General features: G+C 59.3%; 17 protein-coding genes and 2 pseudogenes. 3 read left to right on the forward strand and 16 right to left on the reverse strand.

What is annotated here, in order from left to right; genetic code table 11:
- Nucleotides 1-192: 192 nt before the first annotated feature.
- Both RX331_RS25180 and RX331_RS25185 read right to left on the reverse strand, forming a co-directional pair.
- Entirely contained in the window at nt 193-969 is a 777-nt protein-coding gene (locus RX331_RS25180; RefSeq protein ID WP_317252519.1) for an IS110 family transposase, read from the reverse strand.
- A gap of 28 nt (nt 970-997) precedes the next feature.
- The gene (locus tag RX331_RS25185) at nt 998-1,231 is read right to left on the reverse strand and encodes a hypothetical protein (RefSeq protein WP_317252520.1); all 234 of its coding nucleotides are present in this window, start codon (nt 1,229-1,231) and stop codon (nt 998-1,000) included.
- A 248-nt stretch (nt 1,232-1,479) separates the two neighbouring features.
- On the opposite strand from RX331_RS25185, the pseudogene RX331_RS25190 reads away from it, so the two are divergent.
- Nucleotides 1,480-2,813, forward strand: a pseudogene (locus tag RX331_RS25190) (IS5 family transposase).
- A gap of 110 nt (nt 2,814-2,923) precedes the next feature.
- Nucleotides 2,924-3,949: an IS110 family transposase gene (locus RX331_RS25195; protein ID WP_317252521.1), complete on the forward strand. Its 1,026-nt coding sequence runs from the start codon at nt 2,924-2,926 to the stop codon at nt 3,947-3,949.
- Nucleotides 3,950-5,828: 1,879 nt separating this feature from the next.
- Here RX331_RS25195 and RX331_RS39005 read toward each other — a convergent pair.
- The 4 genes from RX331_RS39005 to RX331_RS25210 all read right to left on the reverse strand — a co-directional run bounded on the left by RX331_RS39005 (nt 5,829) and on the right by RX331_RS25210 (nt 8,126).
- A complete protein-coding gene (locus RX331_RS39005; protein WP_410708012.1) occupies nt 5,829-5,948 on the reverse strand; it encodes a hypothetical protein in 120 nt (39 codons plus the stop codon).
- Nucleotides 5,949-6,535: 587 nt separating this feature from the next.
- The gene (locus tag RX331_RS25200) at nt 6,536-6,859 is read right to left on the reverse strand and encodes a hypothetical protein (RefSeq protein ID WP_317252522.1); all 324 of its coding nucleotides are present in this window, start codon (nt 6,857-6,859) and stop codon (nt 6,536-6,538) included.
- 64 nt (nt 6,860-6,923) lie between these two features.
- Nucleotides 6,924-7,787, reverse strand: a complete 864-nt coding sequence (locus RX331_RS25205) for a glucose 1-dehydrogenase (protein WP_317252523.1) — start codon at nt 7,785-7,787, stop codon at nt 6,924-6,926.
- Nucleotides 7,788-7,895: 108 nt separating this feature from the next.
- Entirely contained in the window at nt 7,896-8,126 is a 231-nt protein-coding gene (locus RX331_RS25210; RefSeq protein ID WP_317252524.1) for a hypothetical protein, read from the reverse strand.
- Between the two features lie 327 nt (nt 8,127-8,453).
- Here RX331_RS25210 and RX331_RS25215 point away from each other — a divergent pair, with 327 nt between their 5' ends.
- Nucleotides 8,454-9,080: a cupin domain-containing protein gene (locus tag RX331_RS25215; protein ID WP_317252525.1), complete on the forward strand. Its 627-nt coding sequence runs from the start codon at nt 8,454-8,456 to the stop codon at nt 9,078-9,080.
- 621 nt (nt 9,081-9,701) lie between these two features.
- Here RX331_RS25215 and RX331_RS25220 read toward each other — a convergent pair.
- The 10 genes and pseudogenes from RX331_RS25220 to RX331_RS25265 form a co-directional block, all read right to left on the reverse strand.
- The gene (locus tag RX331_RS25220) at nt 9,702-10,142 is read right to left on the reverse strand and encodes an SRPBCC family protein (protein WP_317252526.1); all 441 of its coding nucleotides are present in this window, start codon (nt 10,140-10,142) and stop codon (nt 9,702-9,704) included.
- Between the two features lie 41 nt (nt 10,143-10,183).
- The gene (locus RX331_RS25225; protein ID WP_317252527.1) at nt 10,184-11,032 is read right to left on the reverse strand and encodes a phosphoenolpyruvate hydrolase family protein; all 849 of its coding nucleotides are present in this window, start codon (nt 11,030-11,032) and stop codon (nt 10,184-10,186) included.
- A gap of 3 nt (nt 11,033-11,035) precedes the next feature.
- Complete coding sequence (locus tag RX331_RS25230; RefSeq protein ID WP_317252528.1) at nt 11,036-12,241, reverse strand: Tm-1-like ATP-binding domain-containing protein; 1,206 nt, start codon at nt 12,239-12,241, stop codon at nt 11,036-11,038.
- A 130-nt stretch (nt 12,242-12,371) separates the two neighbouring features.
- Nucleotides 12,372-13,145, reverse strand: a pseudogene (locus RX331_RS25235) (SDR family NAD(P)-dependent oxidoreductase); the annotation flags it as partial.
- A 75-nt stretch (nt 13,146-13,220) separates the two neighbouring features.
- Nucleotides 13,221-13,988, reverse strand: a complete 768-nt coding sequence (locus RX331_RS25240; RefSeq protein ID WP_317252529.1) for an alpha/beta fold hydrolase — start codon at nt 13,986-13,988, stop codon at nt 13,221-13,223.
- Nucleotides 13,989-14,188: 200 nt separating this feature from the next.
- Nucleotides 14,189-15,160, reverse strand: a complete 972-nt coding sequence (locus tag RX331_RS25245; protein ID WP_317252530.1) for an SDR family NAD(P)-dependent oxidoreductase — start codon at nt 15,158-15,160, stop codon at nt 14,189-14,191.
- A gap of 114 nt (nt 15,161-15,274) precedes the next feature.
- The gene (locus tag RX331_RS25250; protein WP_317252531.1) at nt 15,275-15,511 is read right to left on the reverse strand and encodes a lipoyl domain-containing protein; all 237 of its coding nucleotides are present in this window, start codon (nt 15,509-15,511) and stop codon (nt 15,275-15,277) included.
- Between the two features lie 25 nt (nt 15,512-15,536).
- Nucleotides 15,537-17,993, reverse strand: coding sequence for a thiamine pyrophosphate-dependent enzyme (locus RX331_RS25255; RefSeq protein WP_317252532.1), 2,457 nt, complete (start codon nt 17,991-17,993; stop codon nt 15,537-15,539).
- A gap of 927 nt (nt 17,994-18,920) precedes the next feature.
- Nucleotides 18,921-20,606: an MFS transporter gene (locus tag RX331_RS25260; protein ID WP_317252533.1), complete on the reverse strand. Its 1,686-nt coding sequence runs from the start codon at nt 20,604-20,606 to the stop codon at nt 18,921-18,923.
- Between the two features lie 317 nt (nt 20,607-20,923).
- The gene (locus RX331_RS25265; protein ID WP_317252534.1) at nt 20,924-21,310 is read right to left on the reverse strand and encodes an SDR family NAD(P)-dependent oxidoreductase; all 387 of its coding nucleotides are present in this window, start codon (nt 21,308-21,310) and stop codon (nt 20,924-20,926) included.
- Between the last annotated feature and the right edge of the window lie 323 nt (nt 21,311-21,633).

Raw genomic sequence — 21,633 nt, forward strand, 5'->3', positions numbered from 1 at the left:
ATCCGCTGCCTGGTTCATGGTTCTTTCCGCGGTCGTCTCTATGCAGGAGCGCCGCATGGTGGCGTTCAAGAGGCGCGGCATCTCGATGTGAAGAGCGCGGTGCGCGTAACGCCCGCGGGGACGACTTCGAGATTGCCAACGCCTTCGTCCCGGCAGGGACGCATGTTCCGCCGAGGGCGGATCTGGAGTTGTTTAAGACTGGTTCATGCGGTGCGCATCTATGCCTGGAACTCGGTGCCATCGGTCCAGATGGCATGGAGCATGACAGCCATTTTGCGTGCGACGGCAACCTTCGCCTTTTTGGCGCCGATGCGTTTGGCCAGCTTGCTGCCCCAGCGCTTGAGCGTAGAACCCTCGTCTGACAACGGTCAGCAGGACGTTCGCGGCTTCGAACAAATAAGTTCGAACCTGATGGTCGCCGCGTTTGGAGATGCGGCCCGTGCGATCGATCTCACCGGATTGATGACGTCTTGGTGTTAGGCCGAGATAGGCGCCAACGTCGGCGGAATGTCTAAAGCGAGTGGGATCATCGATGGTAACGACGAAGGACAGGGCAGTCAGGGGACCGATACCAGGAACGGTCATCATTCGCCGAACAGTCTGGTCGCCCTTTGCCACTGCCAGGAGTTGTCGATCATATTTTTCGATTTGCTCGGTCAAACAGGACTGGGCAAGGAGCAGCGGCGCGAAAATATCTTGCAAATCCGGTGCTTCAGCGAGCACGGCGTCGACTTTGCGAGCCAGGTTGGTCGAACCGGCCTTGCCGAGCACTATTCCGAGCCCCTTACACAGACCGCGCATCTGGTTGTCGAGGTCTCGCCGCAAATTCACCAACTTGGTTCGAGCCGCCAACATCGAACGGGTTTTCCAGCTCTTCGCCCCCTTCACGGCAGCTTCCCGGTACCATCCCATGCGCGCCATTTCGGCCAATCCCTTGGCATCGTTCTGGTCCGATTTGTTGATGCGCATCGATAACGCTGCGTTGGCATGACGCGCATCAAGGCAGATGACGGGAAAGGCCTAGCGCCCTGAGCTGGTGCCAAAGCCAATTGGATAGCGAGCCCGTTTCAAAAACGATCCGCTCAGCATTGCCGGCATGCCGCCGCAAGAGTTTAGCGATGGCCTCCGGATCGGTAGGGGCGTTACCTTCGAATGTCACGCCGCCGTTCTCGTCCAAGACGCAAATGCTGGTCTCTTCCATAGAGATGTCCAAACCAACGTACTGCTTCATAGAGCTGCTCCCTTTCGCTATTCCGCGGAGGCAGATCCTATCCAACATCGTGTCTTCGAGAAGCCGTCAGCCGCGATTACGCCATGTGAAGAATGCGGATCGGCTTGAGAGGTAAGCGGAATTGGTTTTGACATAGTATTGGATTTTGCAAGAAAGCGGGGTGGTGGGCCTCGCTTTCTTGCGTTTTGGGATTCTGCTTTTGAGCGATTCGTGATTCCCTGACGGCGTCGTCGGCATTGGGGAAGGCGATGAGCAAACCGCGGGATGATCGCCAGAAAGACCTGTTGCTTCCGGCGCTCGATCAGATCATCGACATGGCACACCCGCTGGTGCGGTTGGCGGCGCTGATCGACTGGAACATCCTGGATGAGCGCTTCAGTTCGGTGTGCCAAACAGGGTCTGGGCAGCCTGGCTTGCCGACGCGGCTTGTCGCCGGCCTGTTCATTCTGAAGCACATGCACAATCTGTCAGATGAGGTGCTGTGCGCCCGCTGGATCGAGAACCCCTATTACCAATACTTCTGCGGCGAATTGAGCTTCTGCCACCGGCTGCCGTTTGATCGATCGTCGATGACACGCTGGCGCCAGCGGCTTGGCGAGGAGCGGCTCGTTGCGCTGATCCAGGAAAGTCTGTCGGTGGCGCACAAGACTGGCGCGATCGGCCCCAAGGACCTGGAGCGGGTGGTCGTTGATACCACAGTGCAGCCCAAGGCAGTTGCGCATCCGACCGACGCGCGGCTGATGCATCGGGCCATCATCAAGCTCGTCGGGCTCGCCAAGCGCAATCGTGTGCCGCTGCGCCAGAGCTATCTGCGCCTGGCCAAGCGCGCCGCCATCATGGTCGGCCGCTATACCCACGCCCACCAGTTCAAACGCGCCCGGCGCCAGCTCAAGTTCCTGCGGACACGGCTTGGCCGGATCATCCGCGACATCCGCCGCAAGATTGATGGCGATGCGGTGCTGGAAGCTCGCTTCGGCCCGCTGCTCGGTTTAGCCCAGCAGGTGCGCAGCCAGGATCAGCATCAGCGCGGTCCGAAGGTGTATGCGTTACATGCCCCCGAGGTCGAGTGCATCGGCAAGGGTAAAGCCCGCGCGCCTACGAGTTCGGCTGCAAGGTCAGTATCGCCACCCCCGTGACGTCTCCGAAGGGCGGACAGTTCGTGCTCCATGCCAAGGCACTGCATGGCAATCCCTTCGACGGGCACACTCTCGGCCCGGTGATCACCGACATGGAGAAGCTCACCGGCGTGGAGGCTCGCCGCATCCACGTCGACAAAGGGTATCGCGGCCACAACCACCCGCATCGGTTCAGGGTCTGGATCTCAGGCCAGGTCCGCCGCGTCACGGCTTCCATCCGCCGCGAGATGAAGCGTCGCGCGGCTGTCGAGCCCGTCATCGGCCACGTCAAGGCCGAGCACCGCATGGACCGCAATTATCTCAAGGGGCGCCTCGGCGACCGCCTCAACGCTGTCCTCGCCGCCGCCGGCTACAACTTCGGCCTGCTCCTGCGATGGCTGGCAGAGTTCTTGCGCGTCATTATCCGCGCGTTCCTCGATACCCTCCCGGCCGAAAATATCGCTTGAGCCGGGCGCCGCGCTGGTTCTTCACATGGCGTAATCGCGGCTGACGGCTTCTCGAAGACACGATGTTGGATAGGATCTGCCTCCGCGGAATAGCGAAAGGGAGCAGCTCTATGAAGCAGTACGTTGGTTTAGACATCTCTATGGAAGAGACCAGCATTTGCGTCTTGGACGAGAACGGCGGCGTGACATTCGAAGGTAACGCCCCTACCGATCCGGAGGCCATCGCTAAACTCTTGCGGCGGCATGCCGGCAATGCTGAGCGGATCGTTTTTGAAACGGGCTCGCTATCCAATTGGCTTTGGCACCAGCTCAGGGCGCTAGGCTTTCCCGTCATCTGCCTTGATGCGCGTCATGCCAACGCAGCGTTATCGATGCGCATCAACAAATCGGACCAGAACGATGCCAAGGGATTGGCCGAAATGGCGCGCATGGGATGGTACCGGGAAGCTGCCGTGAAGGGGGCGGAGAGCTGGAAAACCCGTTCGATGTTGGCGGCTCGAACCAAGTTGGTGAATTTGCGGCGAGACCTCGACAACCAGATGCGCGGTCTGTGTAAGGGGCTCGGAATAGTGCTCGGCAAGGCCGGTTCGACCAACCTGGCTCGCAAAGTCGACGCCGTGCTCGCTGAAGCACCGGATTTGCAAGATATTTTCGCGCCGCTGCTCCTTGCCCAGTCCTGTTTGACCGAGCAAATCGAAAAATATGATCGACAACTCCTGGCAGTGGCAAAGGGCGACCAGACTGTTCGGCGAATGATGACCGTTCCTGGTATCGGTCCCCTGACTGCCCTCTCCTTCGTCGTTACCATCGATGATCCCACTCGCTTTAGACATTCCGCCGACGTTGGCGCCTATCTCGGCCTAACACCAAGACGTCATCAATCCGGTGAGATCGATCGCACGGGCCGCATCTCCAAACGCGGCGACCATCAGGTTCGAACTTATTTGTTCGAAGCCGCGAACGTCCTGCTGACCGTTGTCAGACGAGGTTCTGCGCTCAAGCGCTGGGGCAGCAAGCTGGCCAAACGCATCGGCGCCAAAAAGGCGAAGGTTGCCGTCGCACGCAAAATGGCTGTCATGCTCCATGCCATCTGGACCGATGGCACCGAGTTCCAGGCAGAGATGCGCACCGCATGAACCAGTCTTAAACAACTCCAGATCCGCCCTCGGCGGAACATGCGTCCCTGCCGGGACGAAGGCGTTGGCAATCTCGAAGTCGTCCCCGCGGGCGTTACGCGCACCGCGCTCTTCACATCGAGATGCCGCGCCTCTTGAACGCCACCATGCGGCGCTCCTGCATAGAGACGACCGCGGAAAGAACCATGAACCCGGCAGCGGATCATTTTTGTCTATCGGGGTTGACACCGTGCCCGCGATTAAAGAACGGACGACTACCGACAGTTCCTGGAGCATGTCAGGCTTGGCTTCGAGCGCGAACTCACGTTGCTGTCGCTCGAATAGGCGCGTGGGCTCTTCTAGCCTACGTAGGTGCGCGCGAAGAAGCGGTCTTGGCGATCCGGGTGCGGAGCCTACATCGTCAACATCGATTTCGGCTAGAACAACGGCAGCGTTCTAGGCGTCGTTACCTTTGTTCGCATCGAGGAGGCCGCGCTAACGGAGCACACGATCGCTCGGTCAGTCCGTGGAAGCCGGCCAAAGATCATCTGCATGGTCGAGGGTGGTCCGATCGTCAGTCCGAAGCAGCTCGAGATAGCGCGGGTGGACGGTTATTTCGACGACCAACCATCAACAAGGTGCCATCCGAGAGCGCCATCGAGGTCGTCACGGTTGCCTTCAAGGCAATCGGCGCCCTGCATCAACGGATGGATGGTCTCGACCGTCGGTCGTTTCTCCGCTGCGTGTGGGCCATTGGGCAGCGATCGAAAATGCGCGCGCTCCGTTCGCCAAGCTTGCCGGCACGGAGCACGCGGTCACAATTGTTGGGAGTCCGGCACGGGCCGCCTCGAAGTGGCTTGCTCGCTGCACGCGCTCAGCGCATGGAAGTCACGCGAGCTCGTCAGGGTGGCCTGCAACGCCCCCTTTGTCGGATCCCGTCAAGCTCGATCCGTTCGGATGCATGGCCGGCGTGCATCAGACGGTCACAAGAACCGGCTTGGCTGGGTTGCTGCGCAGCTCTTTGAGCTGTTGATTGAATGCATTGCGGAAAGCCACGTGTTCCTTGCGGAATACAAAGGCACTGCCGGTCAGCGGCCCTTCCTTATCAACGCCAGGCCCTTCTGTTCCGGATTGCCGATGCTGGATTGTTTGATGAAAACGCGACCGCGCGCCCCCCGGTGACCGTTGCGGCGCCAGCCGCGCTATCCGGGAACTAGGACAACTTGCTCGTGCTCGATGCCGTCCGTCAGCACGTACTGATATTCGGATTCTCCCTTAATCACCGCGCGCTTGTTGTCCGGGCTCTGCAGAACCTGTGTGACACTCGTCAGATGCTTTGGATTTCCAGGCAGAACATACAGCGCGTTGTGCTGGATGAACACGGGTGACGAAAATAGTACCGCTTTGCAGCGAGTTTCCGTAATATTGTTGCCGATCGACTTGGTCGGCCATTAGTGCGGGAATCATGGCATCCCACGCGGACTGCACCGGCGTTACACTTGGTAACCCCTGCCTTGGAGAGCCAAGTTCTCCAGCTCGACCAGCGGCAACGAAAGCTCGCTGCTTGTCATAAGACGCAGCAGCCACTCCGGCACTGAGCGCAGCAATCCAGTCGAGCGTTAGCGCCTTGGGCCGGCCGGTGAAGAGGCGAAGCACATGAGCGAGCGCCCTCGAAAGCTCAAAACCCATCACGATCCGGTGAGCCTCAATCAAGTTGTCAAACCATCGCGGCGCATCGACAATCGTAAGTGCCGCACCCGCCCGCCCCACCTGACGACCTGCCTCTTCGAGAATTGCAATCGTCGCCTCGTTTCCTCTGTGAGCGCTGGCAATCGAAGCATGCCGATGCGAGGCACGGCGGCCTCGAGTCGCGATCGTTCAGGGCGCAATGATAGAGTCGTTATGCGGTAGGCATACCAGCCGCGTCGATGACGTCCTTGGCAGCAAAGGGGACTCCCGTGAAGATCCCACCAAGCCCGTGGCGATCGGCGATTCGAGCCTCCTTCAGGGCGCGCTCCACTGAGAGGAGCGCAAACGCTCCAATGTTGGCTTCATAGGCGTCAATTGCTTCTAAGTGATCTCATGCTCCCGCCTGCCCAATAGCGACGTTGGCGCGAAGACCGGGTTTTGCAGCATAGTCAGATGCCGAAACAGATTGAATTGCTGAAAGACCAAGCCGCACCGGCGGCGGGCGCGTGTTCATTCGGTCGGCTCCATCCAGCTTGAACTATCTCATTAACGCTCATGAGGAGCTGTTCCCGACTTCACGACTGCCAGCGCCACGAGCTAATTTTGTGACCTTGCGATGACCTGCTATTGGGGCAATCCGTTCCTCATCTTTTCATTGGAACGAACCCTCGCGTCCCATCGGTCTGGCACCAAGTACCGACACCCTTGCTATTTGTGCAGCCGGGAAGAAGCGCCAGAACAGCATCAGCCACGTCGGCACGCGCGCAATCGGCATCATCCAGATCCGCGGGCTATCCGTCAGCGCGGCGACAATCTCAACCTCCCGAACAGTTTGCGCTCGAAGGGCAGCTCCGAAAAGCCGCTTGCGGATATAAAATCCTGGTCAATGATACACCCGCCTGCCGGCGCTACTTCGTTTCAACGAGCTCGATGAGCACGCCAGAGATCGCGCAGAAACGGGGGCCGGAAACCGGCGGCACTTTCGGTGATTCGGCCCACAAGCATGCCGCCGGCGGCAAGGATGCGCTCGACTGTGGCATCAAGGTCCTGCACCGGGAGCCACATGACCGCTGTCACAGTTGTGAACCCTAGGCTGTCCGGACGCGCTGCCGTATTCGAGGAATTAAAGACCGCTTCGTGGCGGGACAGGTTCGCGAACTTGTACTCCGCGCAGTCGACGCCGGCGAACCGCGCGATCCAATCGCCCTTGTACTCGACACTCGGCATCAGCGCGAAGTCCACTACTTCCGTCCAAAATCGGACCGAGCCGTCAAACGATGGCGTGACGAGGCCGGTTGAAGGAATACTAGCTTTCCATGATGCCTCGCCCTTCGGCACCTTGCACCTCGAGCTTCTTCAGGGCTTCGATCGCCTTGTGCATCCGGGCAAGGAAATGCTGGTGATCCGTCCAGCTACGCCCAGCGGTGAGCGCGCCGTCAACGACAAGGTCCTGACCGTTGATGAAGCTGGATTCATCGCTGGCCAAAAACACCGCAGTATACGCGATGTCGTCGGGCAGGCCTGCTCGCGGAATCGGCTGTTCAACCTTGTAGACCTCGCGCATCACCGCATCCTCGTTAACTCCCGTCGGCCAGCCCATGCTGGTCGCGATGTAACCCGGCGAGATCGAGTTGACGCGCACGCCGACCTCACCCAGTTCCACCGCGACACATCGGGTGAGGTGGATGACCGCGGCCTTGGCGGTGCAGTAAGGGATCGACGGGGAAACGCCAGTCACTAAGCCGGCGGCACTTGCCGTGTTGATGATGCTGCCCGACCCTTGCTTCTTCATGTAGGGCGCGGCGTATTTCATACCTAACATGACGCTGCCGACGAGCATTTGCATCGAGCGGCTGAAACGCTCCGAATCCACTTCCTCAATCCCGCCCGGCTGCCCCTGCACGCCGGCGTTGTTGAAGAGGCAATCGATGCCGCCGAATCTGTCGACCGCCAGCGCAATCATTGCCTTGACCTGCTCCTCCACCGCGACATTGGTCTGGCAGAAGATCGCGTTCGTCCCCAGCTTCCCCGCCGCAGCCTCGCCTTCGGCCTGGCGGATATCCGCCATGACGACCTTCGCGCCCTCCTTCAGAAAGATTTCCGCTGTGCGCAGGCCGATGCCGCTGCTAGCGCCCGTGATTACTGCGATTTTGCCACTGAGCCGTCCCATGATGTTCCCTTTTCGCAAACTGCGGCATGAGTATCAGCCAAATTGGTGGTTTATTGAAAGCAATAGGTCTGTACGCAACGCACGAACGCGCCTCCTGTGGCGCTCTCGCTAGTTAGCTCTTTCCTTTTCCCGCAAGCGCTTGATAGTGAACTCGCCTGGGCCCTCGCGCAGCTCCCGCCAGCTTTCGATCTCGGACAGATAATCGTCGCTCGGGTACGCTTTGAACTCACGCCTGACCCGGGCGCGAGCTTCGGGCAGGCTGAGCGTAAACCGCTTGCGCAGAAACCTGCTCTCCTCGCTCGTGGCAAAGCGATCCGCAGCATCCCTGGGATTCGCCACGTTCTATCCCCTTAAAGGATGTGGAAACGAAACATACGATGAACACCTTCGGTTGCTGCGGCGCCCGAGCCGCCGGAACGTACTCTGTAATGCGGAGCCGCGAGGCCTCGACTTGCCGGATGGCTTGGCGCCTCGCCTGCAGCGCATCCGGCTTAGCCTTCATTCCGTTCTCCGTCCCAAATACCGCCGATCTCTGCCAGCCCGCTACACAGAATTGCGCAGCTTTGCCGCTTTTGTTACCTTGAACTGGCGTACCCACAACGAAACGATGGGCATCGGCCGGAAGCCGCTGCACTATTGTCTTGTTGCCTACCAGCGAGGTCCCTCATGCCCGTCTTTCGTTCTGATCAAGCGCCACCTGACTGGTGCGAGCTGCGGTCGTTCGAGGTCATCGACCTTGCGAACAATCAGGAGGCGCGTTACCGGCGCTCGCAGCCCCGCGAGCGGCTACTGATGACTCTTGGCACTATCCAGCTCATCCATTCGGGTGGTTCAGTCGTGCTCAAAGAAAGCCAGTTTATTGACCTCGCAGTCGATGAATGGTGGCTTAAGGCCTGTTCTCCGCGCGCACAGATCGTCCGTCTATCCGGCAGGTGGGGCGACGATGTAGCGGGATGCGGCATCTTCCATGTGAGCAATCACGAGAATCCGGCGCATGTCGGCGATCCGGTGAGCTATCCGAAGACAACATCGGTCGACCCGCACTATCACGATTGCGACGAGTATTGGATCGTTCTCGAGGGTGGCTGCACGACGGTGATCGGCGACCACCACATGACGATGAACGTCGGCGACTGCGTGCCGATCGGCATGGGCTATCATCACGACATGCCTTCCGTGACCTCGCCAGTGAAGGCGGTTTTTTTCGAGACCACCCTCGAAGGCGAGAAGCGCGTCGGCCATCTGTGGAACCATACGCACGGCCAGGCAAGGCCCAAGCATGAGAGAATCTAGGACGACGGCACGATTGCGGTGATGCCTTGAACACGAGTCTGTTCCGGTAGCGTGGCGAACTCGCAGTTCGAAGCCGTGATCGGCGGCAATTGCTGGTCGGCGCGGAGGTCGGCACACAATCGACGGCGAGCGGCGGCGCCGATTTTTCAGCTCGCCTTGAGCGCAGAGCGGATGCGCTGCATGGCGAGCCGTCGGTCGCCGCGATCTGACAATTTCGCCCGGCGACATTCGTGGGTGCGCGTGCGGCATTCGACAAGCAATCCGCTGAAGAGGTCGGATACTTCGTCATCAGATTGCCGCCGCTCCGCGAGCAGCCCGAAAATCTACTCTCGCTGATCGACGAAACGTTGCGTCTGATCGAAGCGCGACGCAGCGGGAGCCCGCAGGAGCCTCCCGCCTCGGCCTTTCGTACGCTCGACACGGGGCGCGCGCCTGAGCCGCTGAGCCGTCTCGAGAAAGCCTGGATACTCGATGTCCTCAAGCGTAACCGCTATGGGCGGCCGGACGGTCGATCATCTCGGCATCTTGCGGAAGACGCTTTACAACAAGATGCGGCACTACGGCCCCATCGCCAGTCGTCGATGTCGAATCCACCGCGGCCGACCATTGCAGTCGCGTGCGTCACCGCTCCGCCACAGCCTTTCCTAGCGCCACGATACCAGCCGCAAATGTATTTCGCCCAACGCGCGCGCAGATCTCGGCTTCATTCTCCGGCGCGACGTCGAACTCGGCGAACCACTCGACGAACGTCTTGTTGCCCTCGGTGATCGGCTTGCAGTGAAACGTCGCGACGTAATTTTGAATCGGCATCGGCGAGACGATGATGCTGTAGGTGAATGAGCGGTCGGCATCGCTGAACGACAGCAGGCGCTCGCGTAAATACCCGCCGTCGGATATCTTGAAGTTGCGCACGCAGCCGACCTGATCACTCGGCTTGCCCTCCTCGATATGGCTTTCAGCGATGATCGGATGCCATTCACCGTGGCCATTGAAATCGCGCGCAGCGGCCCAAACCTTGTCGATCGGCTGATCGATAACGCCGCTCACATAAACCTTGGTCATCCTTTCCTCCTTATACATGTCAGGTGGGCTTTGGCAGCTCGCTATGCCCGGCGCGCCCTCTGTCGCTGAATCTGTTTGAAGCTTTGGGTCCGATCGACAAGCGCGGTTTCGACCGGCAGCCGCTCCATGCTGCTCGCGCCGTAAAATCCGTGACATTGGGGACAGCGGGCTAGGATATAGCCGGCATCCTCAGGTGTCGCGATCGGACCGCCGTGACAAAGGATGATGGCGTCGTCGCGCGTCGCAAGTGCGGCATCGGCTACCGCGTTGATCTGCTCCACACAGTCGTCGAGCTTGACTGCAGTCTCTGCGCCGATCGCTCCACCGACCGTCAACCCCATGTGAGCTACGATGATATCGGCGCCGGCTTCGACCATGGCTTTCGCCTGCGCTAGATCGAACACGTATGGCGTTGTCAGCATGTCTTTGGCGTGCGCGAGGCGAACAAGATCGATTTCAAGGCCGTAACCCATACCGGTCTCTTCGAGATTGGCACGGAAGATGCCGTCGATCAGGCCGACGGTCGGGAAGTTCTGTATTCCAGAAATACCTATTTCCTTCAACTCATCAAGGAAATGATCGAGGTGGAGGAATGGATCGGTGCCGTTGACCCCGGCGATCACAGGCGTGTGGCGCACGATGGGGAGGACTTCGCAAGCCATCTCGCGCACGATCTGGTTGGCATTGCCATAGGCGAGCATGCCCGCGAGCGACCCGCGGCCCGCCATGCGGTAGCGGCCGGAGTTGTAAATTATGATGAGGTCGATGCCTCCGGCCTCTTCGCCCTTGGCTGACAACCCGGTGCCGGCGCCGCCGCCGATGATGGGTTCACCTTCCCGGATCATCTTTTGAAAGCGGCTCAGCAAGGCTTCTCGTTCGATATGCGGCATGGCTCAAACTTCCCTGACGACTTCGTGAAAATTGCGGATCAGTGCGGCGGCGAATTCCGGATCGTTGATAGCGTACGGGAGGCGCTGAACGCGGCGACGCGGCGTGACGACCATGGTGCGCTCGATCGCATCGAATAGAGCCGCGTCAGCCTCAGGATCGTGGAACGGTTGATCGGGCGCATCGAGCGTGGAAACGCCCTTCTCGGGGATAAGAAAACGCACCGGCCCGTTGCAGCGATTCAGGCGCTCGCCGATCCAGCCCCCCATGCGGGCATTCTCTTCTCGTGTCGTTCGCATCAAGGTGACTTGCGCATTGTGACGGCAGAGCTTGCGGCCCGCGTAGCGGTCCGGCACCGTGTTCTCCGGGCCGAAATTAACCATATCGAGTGCGCCGCACGAGCCGACATACGGCACGCCGGTACGCGCGATGGCGCCGAAGCGATCATCGCTTGCCGGGAAAATGCCGCCCATCAACAGATCACAGACCTCGGTCGTCGTCACATCGACGACGCCACGCAGCAATCCGGAATCCGCCAGCTTCTCCATCGACTGTCCACCGGTGCCAGTTGCGTGAAACACGAGGCAATCATAGGCACTGGAAAGCCCCGCCACGACCTGGCTTACGCACGTCGTCGTCACGCCGAACATTGTCAACCCGACGGCGGCGCGGTCTTCTCCACGCCGATCAACGACGACCGCTTTGGCCATGCCGGCAATGGCGCGCGCCGCGTTTGCCAGGATCGTGCGCGAAATGCGGTTCAGCCCGGCGAGATCCGTCACCGAATACATCATGCAGATGTCGCTCGGTCCGACATAGCCCGCAACTTGGCCGGACGCTACCGTCGACACCATGAGCTTCGGCGTCCCGATAGGCAGCGCCCGCATGCCGGGCGCGATCAGCGCTGTTCCGCCTGAACCGCCGATGCCGATCAGTCCTGCAACGTCGCCGCGCGTCGCGATGAAGCGAACAAACGCATCCGCCATGGCACTAACGGCCGAGCTACGATCGCCGGTGAAAACCGCCGACCGACCGCCTGGATGATGACTTGCGACTTCGACCGCAGCAATGTCGACCGATATCGCGTGTGGCTGCGTCGACAGGTCGACGGTCTGCGCAACGAGCCCCTCGCCCGCCACGAGGTCGCGGATGTAGGACAGTTCGTCGCCTTTGGTGTCGGCCGTTCCGGCAATGTAGACACATCGTGACATGGTACCCGTCCTACCTATTTCAGTGCGCCGGCGGTATGAACACCGACGAGAACGCCATCAGGTTTCGCTCGATGAACGCGATCTCGGCATATTGTGCGCTGCTACTGTCAGACCTAGCGAGGCTTGCTTGCGTCTTGCGAGCGAACGGGTTTGCAAATCTGCCGCCATCCATGACAAGCTCCGTCCCAGTCACGTAACTCCATGCGTCGGAGGCAAGGTACAAGACGCCTTGACCGACTTCCTAGGCCTGTCCCGCGCGGCCCAACGGCACAACTCGTTGCGCTAACCTCTTTGAACCGATACTCCCGCCATTTATTTCTTCATGGATCGGCGTCTCGACAATTCCAGGATGCACCGAATTAACCCCGATGCCCACGGAGGCGCATTCTAGCGCTATAGCCTTGGCAAACAGCCGCACACCACCCTTCGTCGCGCAACAACCGGCCATCGCCGACACTCCATACAGACCCGCCGTCGATGACATCATGATTATCGAGCCGCCACCATTCCTGCGCATTAGCGGCAGAGAATATTTCGCCGACAGGAACACGCCGTCCAGATTGACTGCTATTTGCCGCCGCCAATCCGCAAGGGACATGTCAACGGTCGGCACTTCCAGCCCAATGCCGGCGTTCGAAACAAGCACATCCAGCCTGCCGAATCGCTGATCGCTCTCGGAGGCGACATCCGCCCAGCGCGGCTCGCTGGTCACATCCTGAGGTAGCAAAATCCCCTTAAGCCCTTGCTTTGCAATACCAGCAACGACCTCTGGTCCCCCCACCTCATCAAAATCGGTTGCGATCACCGACGCTCCTTCCTGCGCCAACAACTCGGCGATCGCTCTTCCGATCCCGGACGCCGCATCGGTAACCAACGCAACCTTACCAACAACTTGTCCCGTCATTTTCGTTACTTTCCTAATTATACTCACCCGAATAACGCCACCCCCGGGCGCAACAGCACGCACGGCGCAAATTGCTCAATGTAAAGACGCCTTCAAAAATTGTGAGAGATGCTCATTGACGACTTTACTGGCTTCAATGTGGGGAAGGTGAGCGGTATTCGGCAGAGCAATCATTTGGGTATTGAACGTCGCAAGCTTCGATCTATCAATTGGATTGATCTGATCGTCCTCTCCCCAGATCACCACCCGCGGGATCTTGCTCAGAGCCACGGAAGCGACATGCGGTTTGATCGACGTATCCACCTGGATCAGCTGGTCGCCTAGCACTCGCATAGCCGAACGGACGCCCGATCGGTCCAAGTGCTCGATGACTCGCAGTGCGATATGAGGCGTTATGAGGCGTGGGCGGGCAACCAATCGCCGTAGAAGGGCCAAAGCGGAGTCTATGTCCGCAAGAGCTGAAAAACCGACAACGAAATCGCGGTCGATGCCCGTGCCGAGGCCCGCGGGCGCGATGAGCGCCAATGCGGCGACCAGATTCGGCCGACGAGCCGCTACTTCAATAGCAATAGCACCACCAAGCGAATGACCGACCAGAACGAAGGGCTCGCTCCAAAGCTGGAGCTGGCTGATCAGCTCATCAACCATTCTCGAGATGGTCATCGCCTCCGCGAGGGGAGGCTGTTCACCGTGAGCCGGTAGGTCGCATACAAAGACGCTGCTCGACTGCAGAAGTACGTCCTGGTTGGCGAGCCATGTCATGCGGTCGGCGCCAAATCCATGAATGAGCAGCAGATTTGGCCCGGTACCGCCCAAACGGAGCAGCCGAAGTCCTCTCGTCACGATTCAATGACTCCAAGCTTGGCACCAACCGCCGCGAGCCCGCTTGCAGGAACAAGCATCTTCCTTAGCCTACGTGTTACCGGCGCTTCGATTTCCATGGTTACCTTCGGCGTTGCCATTAAAACAGGGCTCGATCTCGTCGCAGTCGAATTCCGAGAGCTGGGACCCACTTATCAGGGGCTCTGCCGAACCCTCCTGTCTCACACCACCATCCAGCCGGCGTCTTCGACAAAGCTGTTGTAGAACTCCGGCGTGTAGGCGTTTTCCGGGTCGCGCCGCACCTGCTCGTCGAGCTTGCGCGCATCCTCGCCGACCAGGATGCGCCATTTGCCGGCCTTGACGCCGTCGAGAATCATTTTTGCGGCTTGCGCGGCCGTGGTCGGCGCCTGTTCGGCAGAAACGCGGGTGCGTTCGGCGGCAACCGCTTGAATCTGGTCGTCCGACATCTGATCCACGCCTTGGACGCCGGCGGTTTTGAGGTGCACGCGCGTCTGCGCAACTTCATGCTCGGTGAGCCTTTCGCTGCCGCTCTGGGTCTTTTGCGTGTTGGAGCGGATCGCAGTGCCGATCCACCCCGGCATTACTACGGAGCATTTGATATGCGGTGCGTTGAGACGGAGATCGGTGATCAGAGCCTCGGTAAAGCCCTTTACCGCGAATTTAGCCGCGCTGTAGGCGGTCTGCGGCACGCCGATGCCGATAGATGCCCAAAAGCCGTTGACACTTGACGTGTTGATGATGTGGGCTTCATCCGCTTTCATCAGCATGGGCAGGAAGGTGCGCACGCCGAGATAGACCCCACCCCAGCAGATATCGAAGGTGCGCTCCCACTGCTCGCGCGGGTTGGTGAACATGCTGCCGCTACCGTTGCCCCCGATGCCGGCATTATTGAACAACAGATGGATCGTGTCGGTCGCCTGCTGCTCCGCGAGCTCGTTGCGAAATCGCTTGAGCTGCTGCTCAATAGAAACGTCGACAATATGCGTAGTGACGCGCAAGCCTTGCGGCAGCTTGAATAGCTCGCAGAGCCGCTTGGTCTCCGCCATAGCTTCCGCCGAAACATCGCACATCGCGACATTGCAGCCGTCGGCGACGAGCTGACGCACAAGCTCTCGCCCTATGCCCATGCCGCCTCCGGTGACGACGGCGATTTTACCTGCAAAAACTTTCATTAGAGCTCCTGTTTTTCTATTATATGGATCTTTCTTCCGCGCTCACAGCGCCAGCCCCGTGGATAAGCAGCAGATCCGGCCCGGTACCCCCCAAACCGAGCAGAAGTCTTCTCGTCATGATTCAATGACTCCAAGCCTGGCACCAACCACTGCAAGCTCGCCAGCAGGAACAAGAATTTTCTTTAGCCTACCCGTTACCGGAGCTTCGATTTCCATGGTCACTTTCGGGGTTGTGATTAAAACAACCTGTTCACCTTCCTTGACCATGTCCCCTTCCGCTTTGAGCCATTCGTTGATCTCGGCCTCCTCGATCTCGTTTCCAAGCGCCGGCAAGATAATGTGGTTGTCCATCCTCGTCCTCATTCGATGGAAGGTTCTATAGACCGATCCGGGCGAGTTCCTGGTCATCCCAGTTTCGAACACCACGGCGATTGCTCCGCCTGTCGGGGAAAAGTTCCCCGGTGACGACATCGATGATGTCGTGTGCTTGCGGGAAGTAGGTTATTTCCATCTCACCGCCGGGTACGATCCAGTTCGGTGAACCCAGGACACGCGGCGCGGCGACCAAATCGCGATAGCCGAAACGCGTAATGTTTGCCGCCAGCGTCATTAGGAAACTCCCTCTTTCCGAGGCCTCTGATACGAGCAGGATGCGTCTCGTCTTTTTGACCGAGGCAAGGACTGGTGCGTAGTTGAACGGCACAATTGAGCGTGCATCAATCACCTCCGCAGAGATCTTGAAAGTTTTCTCCAACTCGTCCGCAGCAGCTACCGCTGCGTACAATGAGGGCCCAATGGTCAAGATCGTGACATCGTCGCCTGAGCGCTTACAGTTGGGTTCGCCAATTGGAATCCGATAGTATTCTGTCGGGACTCCTTCGGGGCGGAACTGTTCAACAGTTTCGTAAAGGCGTTGGCTTTCAAAGAACACTACCGGATCGTTGCTCGATAGTGCTGAGGCCAAAAGACCCTTCGCGTCATATGGTGTCGCCGGATAGAGGATCTTAAGACCGGGAATATGTGCACACAGGGCTGTCCAATCTTGGCTGTGCTGAGCGCCATATGTCGACCCAACGGAGCAACGCAATACGACAGGCAGTTTAACCTCGCCACCGGACATCGATTGCCACTTTGCCATCTGATTGAAGACTTCGTCGCCCGCGCGACCGAGAAAATCGCCGAACATCAATTCGATGAGGGCGCGACCGCCTTCCATGGCATACCCGACGGCAGTCGCGACAATGGCGGCTTCGGAGATGGGTGAGTTGAACAAACGATGACGCGGCAGAATTTCTGCAAGGCCGCGATATACGCCGAAAGCGCTGCCAAAATCCCGGCAATCTTCACCATAGGCGATCAGGCGCTCATCATGGGTTATGTGATGTAGAATGGATTCGAACAGCGCGTCGCGCAACGTGATTGCCCGCATTGCCGACAACTTCGTTCCGTCGTCAGCGATACCATGCCTGCTTTTCTTGGCGTCCTGCTGGACGCGGGATACGGCCTGCAATGGCTTCAGAAGCGGAGCGTTCTCGGCAGGAAGCTCTATTTCAGAGTTCGAGAACATGAGCTTGCCGATCAACAACGGATCTGCCTGGATATTCACGGGAGGCGTAAGAAGCGGATCGACAGCAACTGCGGCGATTGAGCGCATCTGCGAGGCGACTTCTTGGCGAATCGCAACGATCTGATCTGGCCTCACAATCCCAGCGCTCTGAAGACGGTCGGAGAACAGCAAGATCGGATCGTGGGCCTCCCAGGCTCGCATTTCCTCTTTCGTTCTATATACGTTGGCATCAAACATCGAGTGCCCAGAGCTACGATACCATTCTACGTCCAGCAGGGCTGGCCCTTTACCTTGAACCAAAAGCTCCCGTTTACGCCTCACGGCATCGGCGACTGCGAGAGGACTGGTTCCATCAACCGTTTCCGCATGCATAGCTTGTGGGTTCACGCCGAGCCCAATTCTCGATAAACGGTCTAGTCCCGTTGTTTCGCCCATGGGCTGACTGCCCATCGCGTAGAAGTTATTGCTGAAGAAAAAGAGGACGGGCAGGCCGCCTTTGACGGCGTCAGTCCACAGAGTATCGAATTGCGCCATGGCAGCGAAGTTCATGGCTTCCCACACCGGTCCGCATCCCGTTGAACCGTCGCCGGCGTTCGCTACGGCAATGCCGCCAGTCCGCGCGAGCTTCTTTTGCAAGGCCGCGCCGGTCGCTATTCCGGCGGACGCTCCAACAATTGCATTGTTGGGATAAATTCCAAAAGGCAGGAAGAAGGCATGCATCGACCCGCCCATCCCACGATTGAAGCCGGTTGAGCGCATAAAGATTTCGGCGAGGAAACCGAGAAGAAGGAAGTTTTCCGCGGTCTCCGTTCCCTGAAGCTGCCTCTCAACTGTCCGAAGCAATGCACCGCGCTCATGATTTTCCATGATCGCCCGGGCGGCTTCCGGCGGAAGCTTACGGATTGCAGAGAGGCCCTTGGCAATGAACTCGCCATGACTGCGATGGCTGCCGAAAATGTGATCATGCGGTTCGAGCGAGGCCGCAGCGCCGACCGCCGCCGCCTCCTGTCCGATCGAGAGATGCGCCGCCCCTTTGTAATTGAACTCAACGCCGTTGTAGCTCCCTATTGATTTCAAGGAACCCACCATGGTTTCGAATTCGCGAATGATGATCATATCGCGTAGCAATCGCAGCAATCCCGCATCACTAAAGCTGGCTCGCTCGGCTTCGATGTTCGCTTCATAAGCATGAATAGGAATCTGAGGCGCGCTCAGCGCGCTGCGCGCTTTGAACTCATTAGGATCAATGTAGATTTCTTTGGGCATTCCGATCTCCAATCAATATGCGCGGGAACGGCCAACTGGCGAGTTCAGCACACCATGGTAGCGCCAAATGTCAGTGGCAAACGCGACGCCGTCACGCATCGGCACGCGCCCGTCGTGTACGACGGAGTACACATACTTCATCTACTGAGCGTAGGGCCTGAGTTCACGGTCGTTACACCGAGAATTCGCGTCACGCCGTGATCGGTAAGATCGCGCTTTTCTTCTTCGATATTGGTGCGGATGGGGGGCCGCTCGGGCCTGGGCTTCGCATCGACATTCGATAGTTTCATTTGGGTTCCTCAACACGATACCAGCCGTCGGACGCTATGGGATCGGCACGATGACGTTCATGCTTCAACGTTGACGCAACTGCTTATGTTTTTGAAGATGAAAGTTTGTACGTTTCGCACAGAATGACTCGCTACGGTTTCCATTGTGCGTGCGAAGCTTCCGTTTGGTACGCGCTGTATCAACGCTAAGGCCGAATATCTCGACTTTTCTAGAGACGCACTTCCGCTATCCCAAAACTGTGATCGTCGTCCTACGGCGCGTTTATTTGGATGGTCGAGCTCGAGTCGAAGACTTTCAATAATCAAAGGTCTCGTCTCGAGGTTTCGTCGCGAGAAGCTAACTCTTGCATCGAGCCGATCAGGCAACGATGGCCGGGAACCCTCCAGCCGCGAAGAGCTCCGGCCGTTCGGGCTCTGCGCAGCCGTCCGTAGTATGGGTGATTAATCGGTACCCCGGTTGCCTGTTAGGCGCGAACGGCGACTCCGCCGTGCGAGCAGGGCAGCTGTCCATTTCGAAGATCCGCCGATGATCGGCCTGACTTGCTGGCTGGCCATTTCAAAGCCAAGATTGCTATAGATTGCTCAGTGCATCGTCATATTGTCCGACTTGAGTTGGGCGTGAAGCGAGTTGGAGAGCTCAGGGCGGAGAGAAAAAGCGGCCGCTCCATGGAGACTTGCGGCATTTATCTTCGTCGGGCGTGTCGTCCTTCCAGCGCACCGAGCCAAATGGGCGCTCCAGCATGCGGCGGACTCGCAGTGGCGCGGGGCCGATGTGGAAGGCGATCGCCTCTTGTTCCATCGCACGCTCCGACTGGGTCGAGCGATTGCGGTGGCGCAGATAATCGAGCCAGGTGGGGCAGCGATAGCGCTCGGTCCACAATTCGGGATCCGCAATATCGCGCGCGAGCGACCAGCCATACGCGCCATTGCGCTGTCGGGACAGCTGTACATCCTGCATCAGGCTGTGGAACGCCCGCGCGTTCTCCTGCGCCACTCGATATTCGATCTCGACGACCAGGGGCCCGCTGCGCCCGGTCAGCGGCAAACGCACCTCGGGATCGGCCCGCACCTCTGCGTCGTCGCCCGGTGCGTTGATGCGGGGCATGCGCAGCCACAGACCGATGAGCGGCGAGGCCAGCATTAGGGCCGCGGAGACGAGGAGCGCGGTCTCGACGCCGGCCAGATCGGTGAGATGGCCCCAGCACCAGCTGCCAACAGCAATCCCGCCTGATCCCGCCGCCTGGTAGGCCGCGAGCGAACGCCCCGCCACCCAACGCGGCGCAGAAAGCTGCACGCCGATATTGAACAGCACCGCCGTCATCATCCACGCGGCTCCCGCCAATACCAGCGCGGCTGCGGTCAACACGGGCTCGCGACTCAACGCGGCCGCAGCAATCGCCCCGCCCATTGATAATGCGCAGGCGCGGATCGCCGCCTCGCCACTCATCCGCTTGCGCAGCTCGGCAATTTTGAGAGCGCCGATCAGTGCGCCCAGACCAAAGGCGGCATTGATGATGCCATAGGTCTGGGCGCCGCCATGCAGGAGATCGCGCGCGACCAGCGGCATGAGCGCAATGATCGCGCCGCCGACGATGCCTGTGACCATAGCTCGGGTCAGCACGATCTTGATTGACGGCGAATTGGTGATGTAGCGGACGCCGGACACGATGGCGCGGCCAAGCTTTTCAGGCGGTAGGCGCGAGGGTTCGGCGATGCGTTTCCACAGAAGCAACGCAGCAATGAGCGGTAAATAGAAGAGCGCGTTCAGCGCGAAGGCGATCACCGCACCGGCGCTCGCCACCACAATGCCGCCGATGGCTGGGCCAACGCTGCGCGCAATGCTGTAGCTGATGCCGTTCAGCGCGACCGCCGCTGGCACCTTTTCCGACGGCACCTGCTCGTTCACCGAGGATTGCCAGGCCGGTCCCATCAGCGCCATGCCGCTGCCAGCCACAAAGCAGAGTGCCAGCAAGAGATTCGGCGTGACAAGGCCGAGCCAGGCGAGCATCGTCAGAGCGGTCGCTCCGAAGAGCGCAATCAAGAGCCCGATCAGCGCCACCACACGCCGGTCGTACATGTCGGCGATCGCGCCGGCCGGAATCGACATCAGCATGATCGGTAGCGTCAGGGCGGACGTTACGAGCGCTACCTTATCGGCCGAGGACGTCATTTGTGTCATAGCCCAGGCGGCGCCGACGCCCTGAATGAGGATGCCGAGATTGGAGACCAGGCTGGCGAGCCAGATGCGCCGGAAGACGGCATGCCGCAGAGGCGCGGTGATGCCCTTGGCGTTGAACGTCCGGGGCTTGGGCGGATCGGTCATATCAGCTCGTGCCTACAGTCGGCGTCGAACGCGTCACGTGCAGCAGTCGCCATCTGCATTGCGATGGAATAGCGCCCCCGCCATTGGATTCGGTCACCACGAGCTGCGCATTCGGCAACCAGCGATTCAGCAATCCCTCAATTTCGACAACATAGCCGTCCATCAACCGCCGCACCTACATCTTAGGTAGCGTCAGCAGAGCCAGTTCACATTCCGACTGCTGGGGCCAGATCTCATGCAACGCCATAAGGACTGCCTGAGGAGTTGGCTGGCGTACACCAGCTGCAGTGATATAGGCAGTGTCGCCGATTTTCCGTCTACGCATATGAGGCACGGCTGATCGAGTAAGCCGAACAGCGCTCAGAGAACAAGTTCAAGGACCGCGTACCAGGACGCGTCGTCGAGATCATCGACCGTTCCATAGGCCGTGTGGCCTGAATGATCACCGGTGTTGATGTGGCCAAGATGCTTGAGGGTTTCTGCAAACAGCATGCGGCTTTGGCTAGATCGGCTGCTATGGCAACGGTCGTTTGCTTTCCAGCAGCATCATCAATTTCCTTCTTCGTATTGACGAGTTTAGCTTCGTCGCGACCACAGATCGCAACGCGCGCGCCGTAAGATGCCAGGTTGATAGCCGCGGCGAGGCCAGATCCATCAGTTGAGGCGGTAACTAGCGCCGTTCTGCCGCCCAGGTTTAGATTCATTGGAGGCGCTCCCGTTGCATTATCAATGACAAGGTTGCTCGGCTATGTCTTCACGAGAAGGCCGGGAGACCGTCGCGGCCGAACCGCTCGAGGAGCCCCACGCGTATGCTCCCAATGACGAGGGTTGCGGGGTTTCGGTAGGATGCGCCGATCGCCAATTGAATCGTAGTTGGCCTGCGTACGAGCGTAGCACCTGCGCCATGCGCGAGGGCGATCATAGAGGCGTACAACGCGGACTGGTTGCCCACGTAAGTCACGGAGCCGAATGCAGTAGGCATCGGCCGTGTCGATGACGTGCTCCGCAGCAAAGGGTGTACCTCCGC

The organism is Bradyrhizobium sp. BWA-3-5 (assembly GCF_032917985.1).
In the GTDB taxonomy this organism is placed as follows: domain Bacteria; phylum Pseudomonadota; class Alphaproteobacteria; order Rhizobiales; family Xanthobacteraceae; genus Bradyrhizobium.

What these genes read in the sequence shown, in the direction of transcription:
- RX331_RS25180 (WP_317252519.1), bottom strand. Translation starts at nt 969, where the DNA reads ATGCGCATCAACAAATCGGACCAGAACGATGCCAAGGGATTGGCCGAA.
- RX331_RS25185 (WP_317252520.1), bottom strand. Translation starts at nt 1,231, where the DNA reads ATGAAGCAGTACGTTGGTTTGGACATCTCTATGGAAGAGACCAGCATT.
- RX331_RS25195 (WP_317252521.1), top strand. Translation starts at nt 2,924, where the DNA reads ATGAAGCAGTACGTTGGTTTAGACATCTCTATGGAAGAGACCAGCATT.
- RX331_RS25205 (WP_317252523.1), bottom strand. Translation starts at nt 7,787, where the DNA reads ATGGGACGGCTCAGTGGCAAAATCGCAGTAATCACGGGCGCTAGCAGC.
- RX331_RS25215 (WP_317252525.1), top strand. Translation starts at nt 8,454, where the DNA reads ATGCCCGTCTTTCGTTCTGATCAAGCGCCACCTGACTGGTGCGAGCTG.
- RX331_RS25220 (WP_317252526.1), bottom strand. Translation starts at nt 10,142, where the DNA reads ATGACCAAGGTTTATGTGAGCGGCGTTATCGATCAGCCGATCGACAAG.
- RX331_RS25225 (WP_317252527.1), bottom strand. Translation starts at nt 11,032, where the DNA reads ATGCCGCATATCGAACGAGAAGCCTTGCTGAGCCGCTTTCAAAAGATG.
- RX331_RS25230 (WP_317252528.1), bottom strand. Translation starts at nt 12,241, where the DNA reads ATGTCACGATGTGTCTACATTGCCGGAACGGCCGACACCAAAGGCGAC.
- RX331_RS25245 (WP_317252530.1), bottom strand. Translation starts at nt 15,160, where the DNA reads ATGAAAGTTTTTGCAGGTAAAATCGCCGTCGTCACCGGAGGCGGCATG.
- RX331_RS25250 (WP_317252531.1), bottom strand. Translation starts at nt 15,511, where the DNA reads ATGGACAACCACATTATCTTGCCGGCGCTTGGAAACGAGATCGAGGAG.
- RX331_RS25255 (WP_317252532.1), bottom strand. Translation starts at nt 17,993, where the DNA reads ATGCCCAAAGAAATCTACATTGATCCTAATGAGTTCAAAGCGCGCAGC.
- RX331_RS25260 (WP_317252533.1), bottom strand. Translation starts at nt 20,606, where the DNA reads ATGACCGATCCGCCCAAGCCCCGGACGTTCAACGCCAAGGGCATCACC.
- RX331_RS25265 (WP_317252534.1), bottom strand. Translation starts at nt 21,310, where the DNA reads ATGAATCTAAACCTGGGCGGCAGAACGGCGCTAGTTACCGCCTCAACT.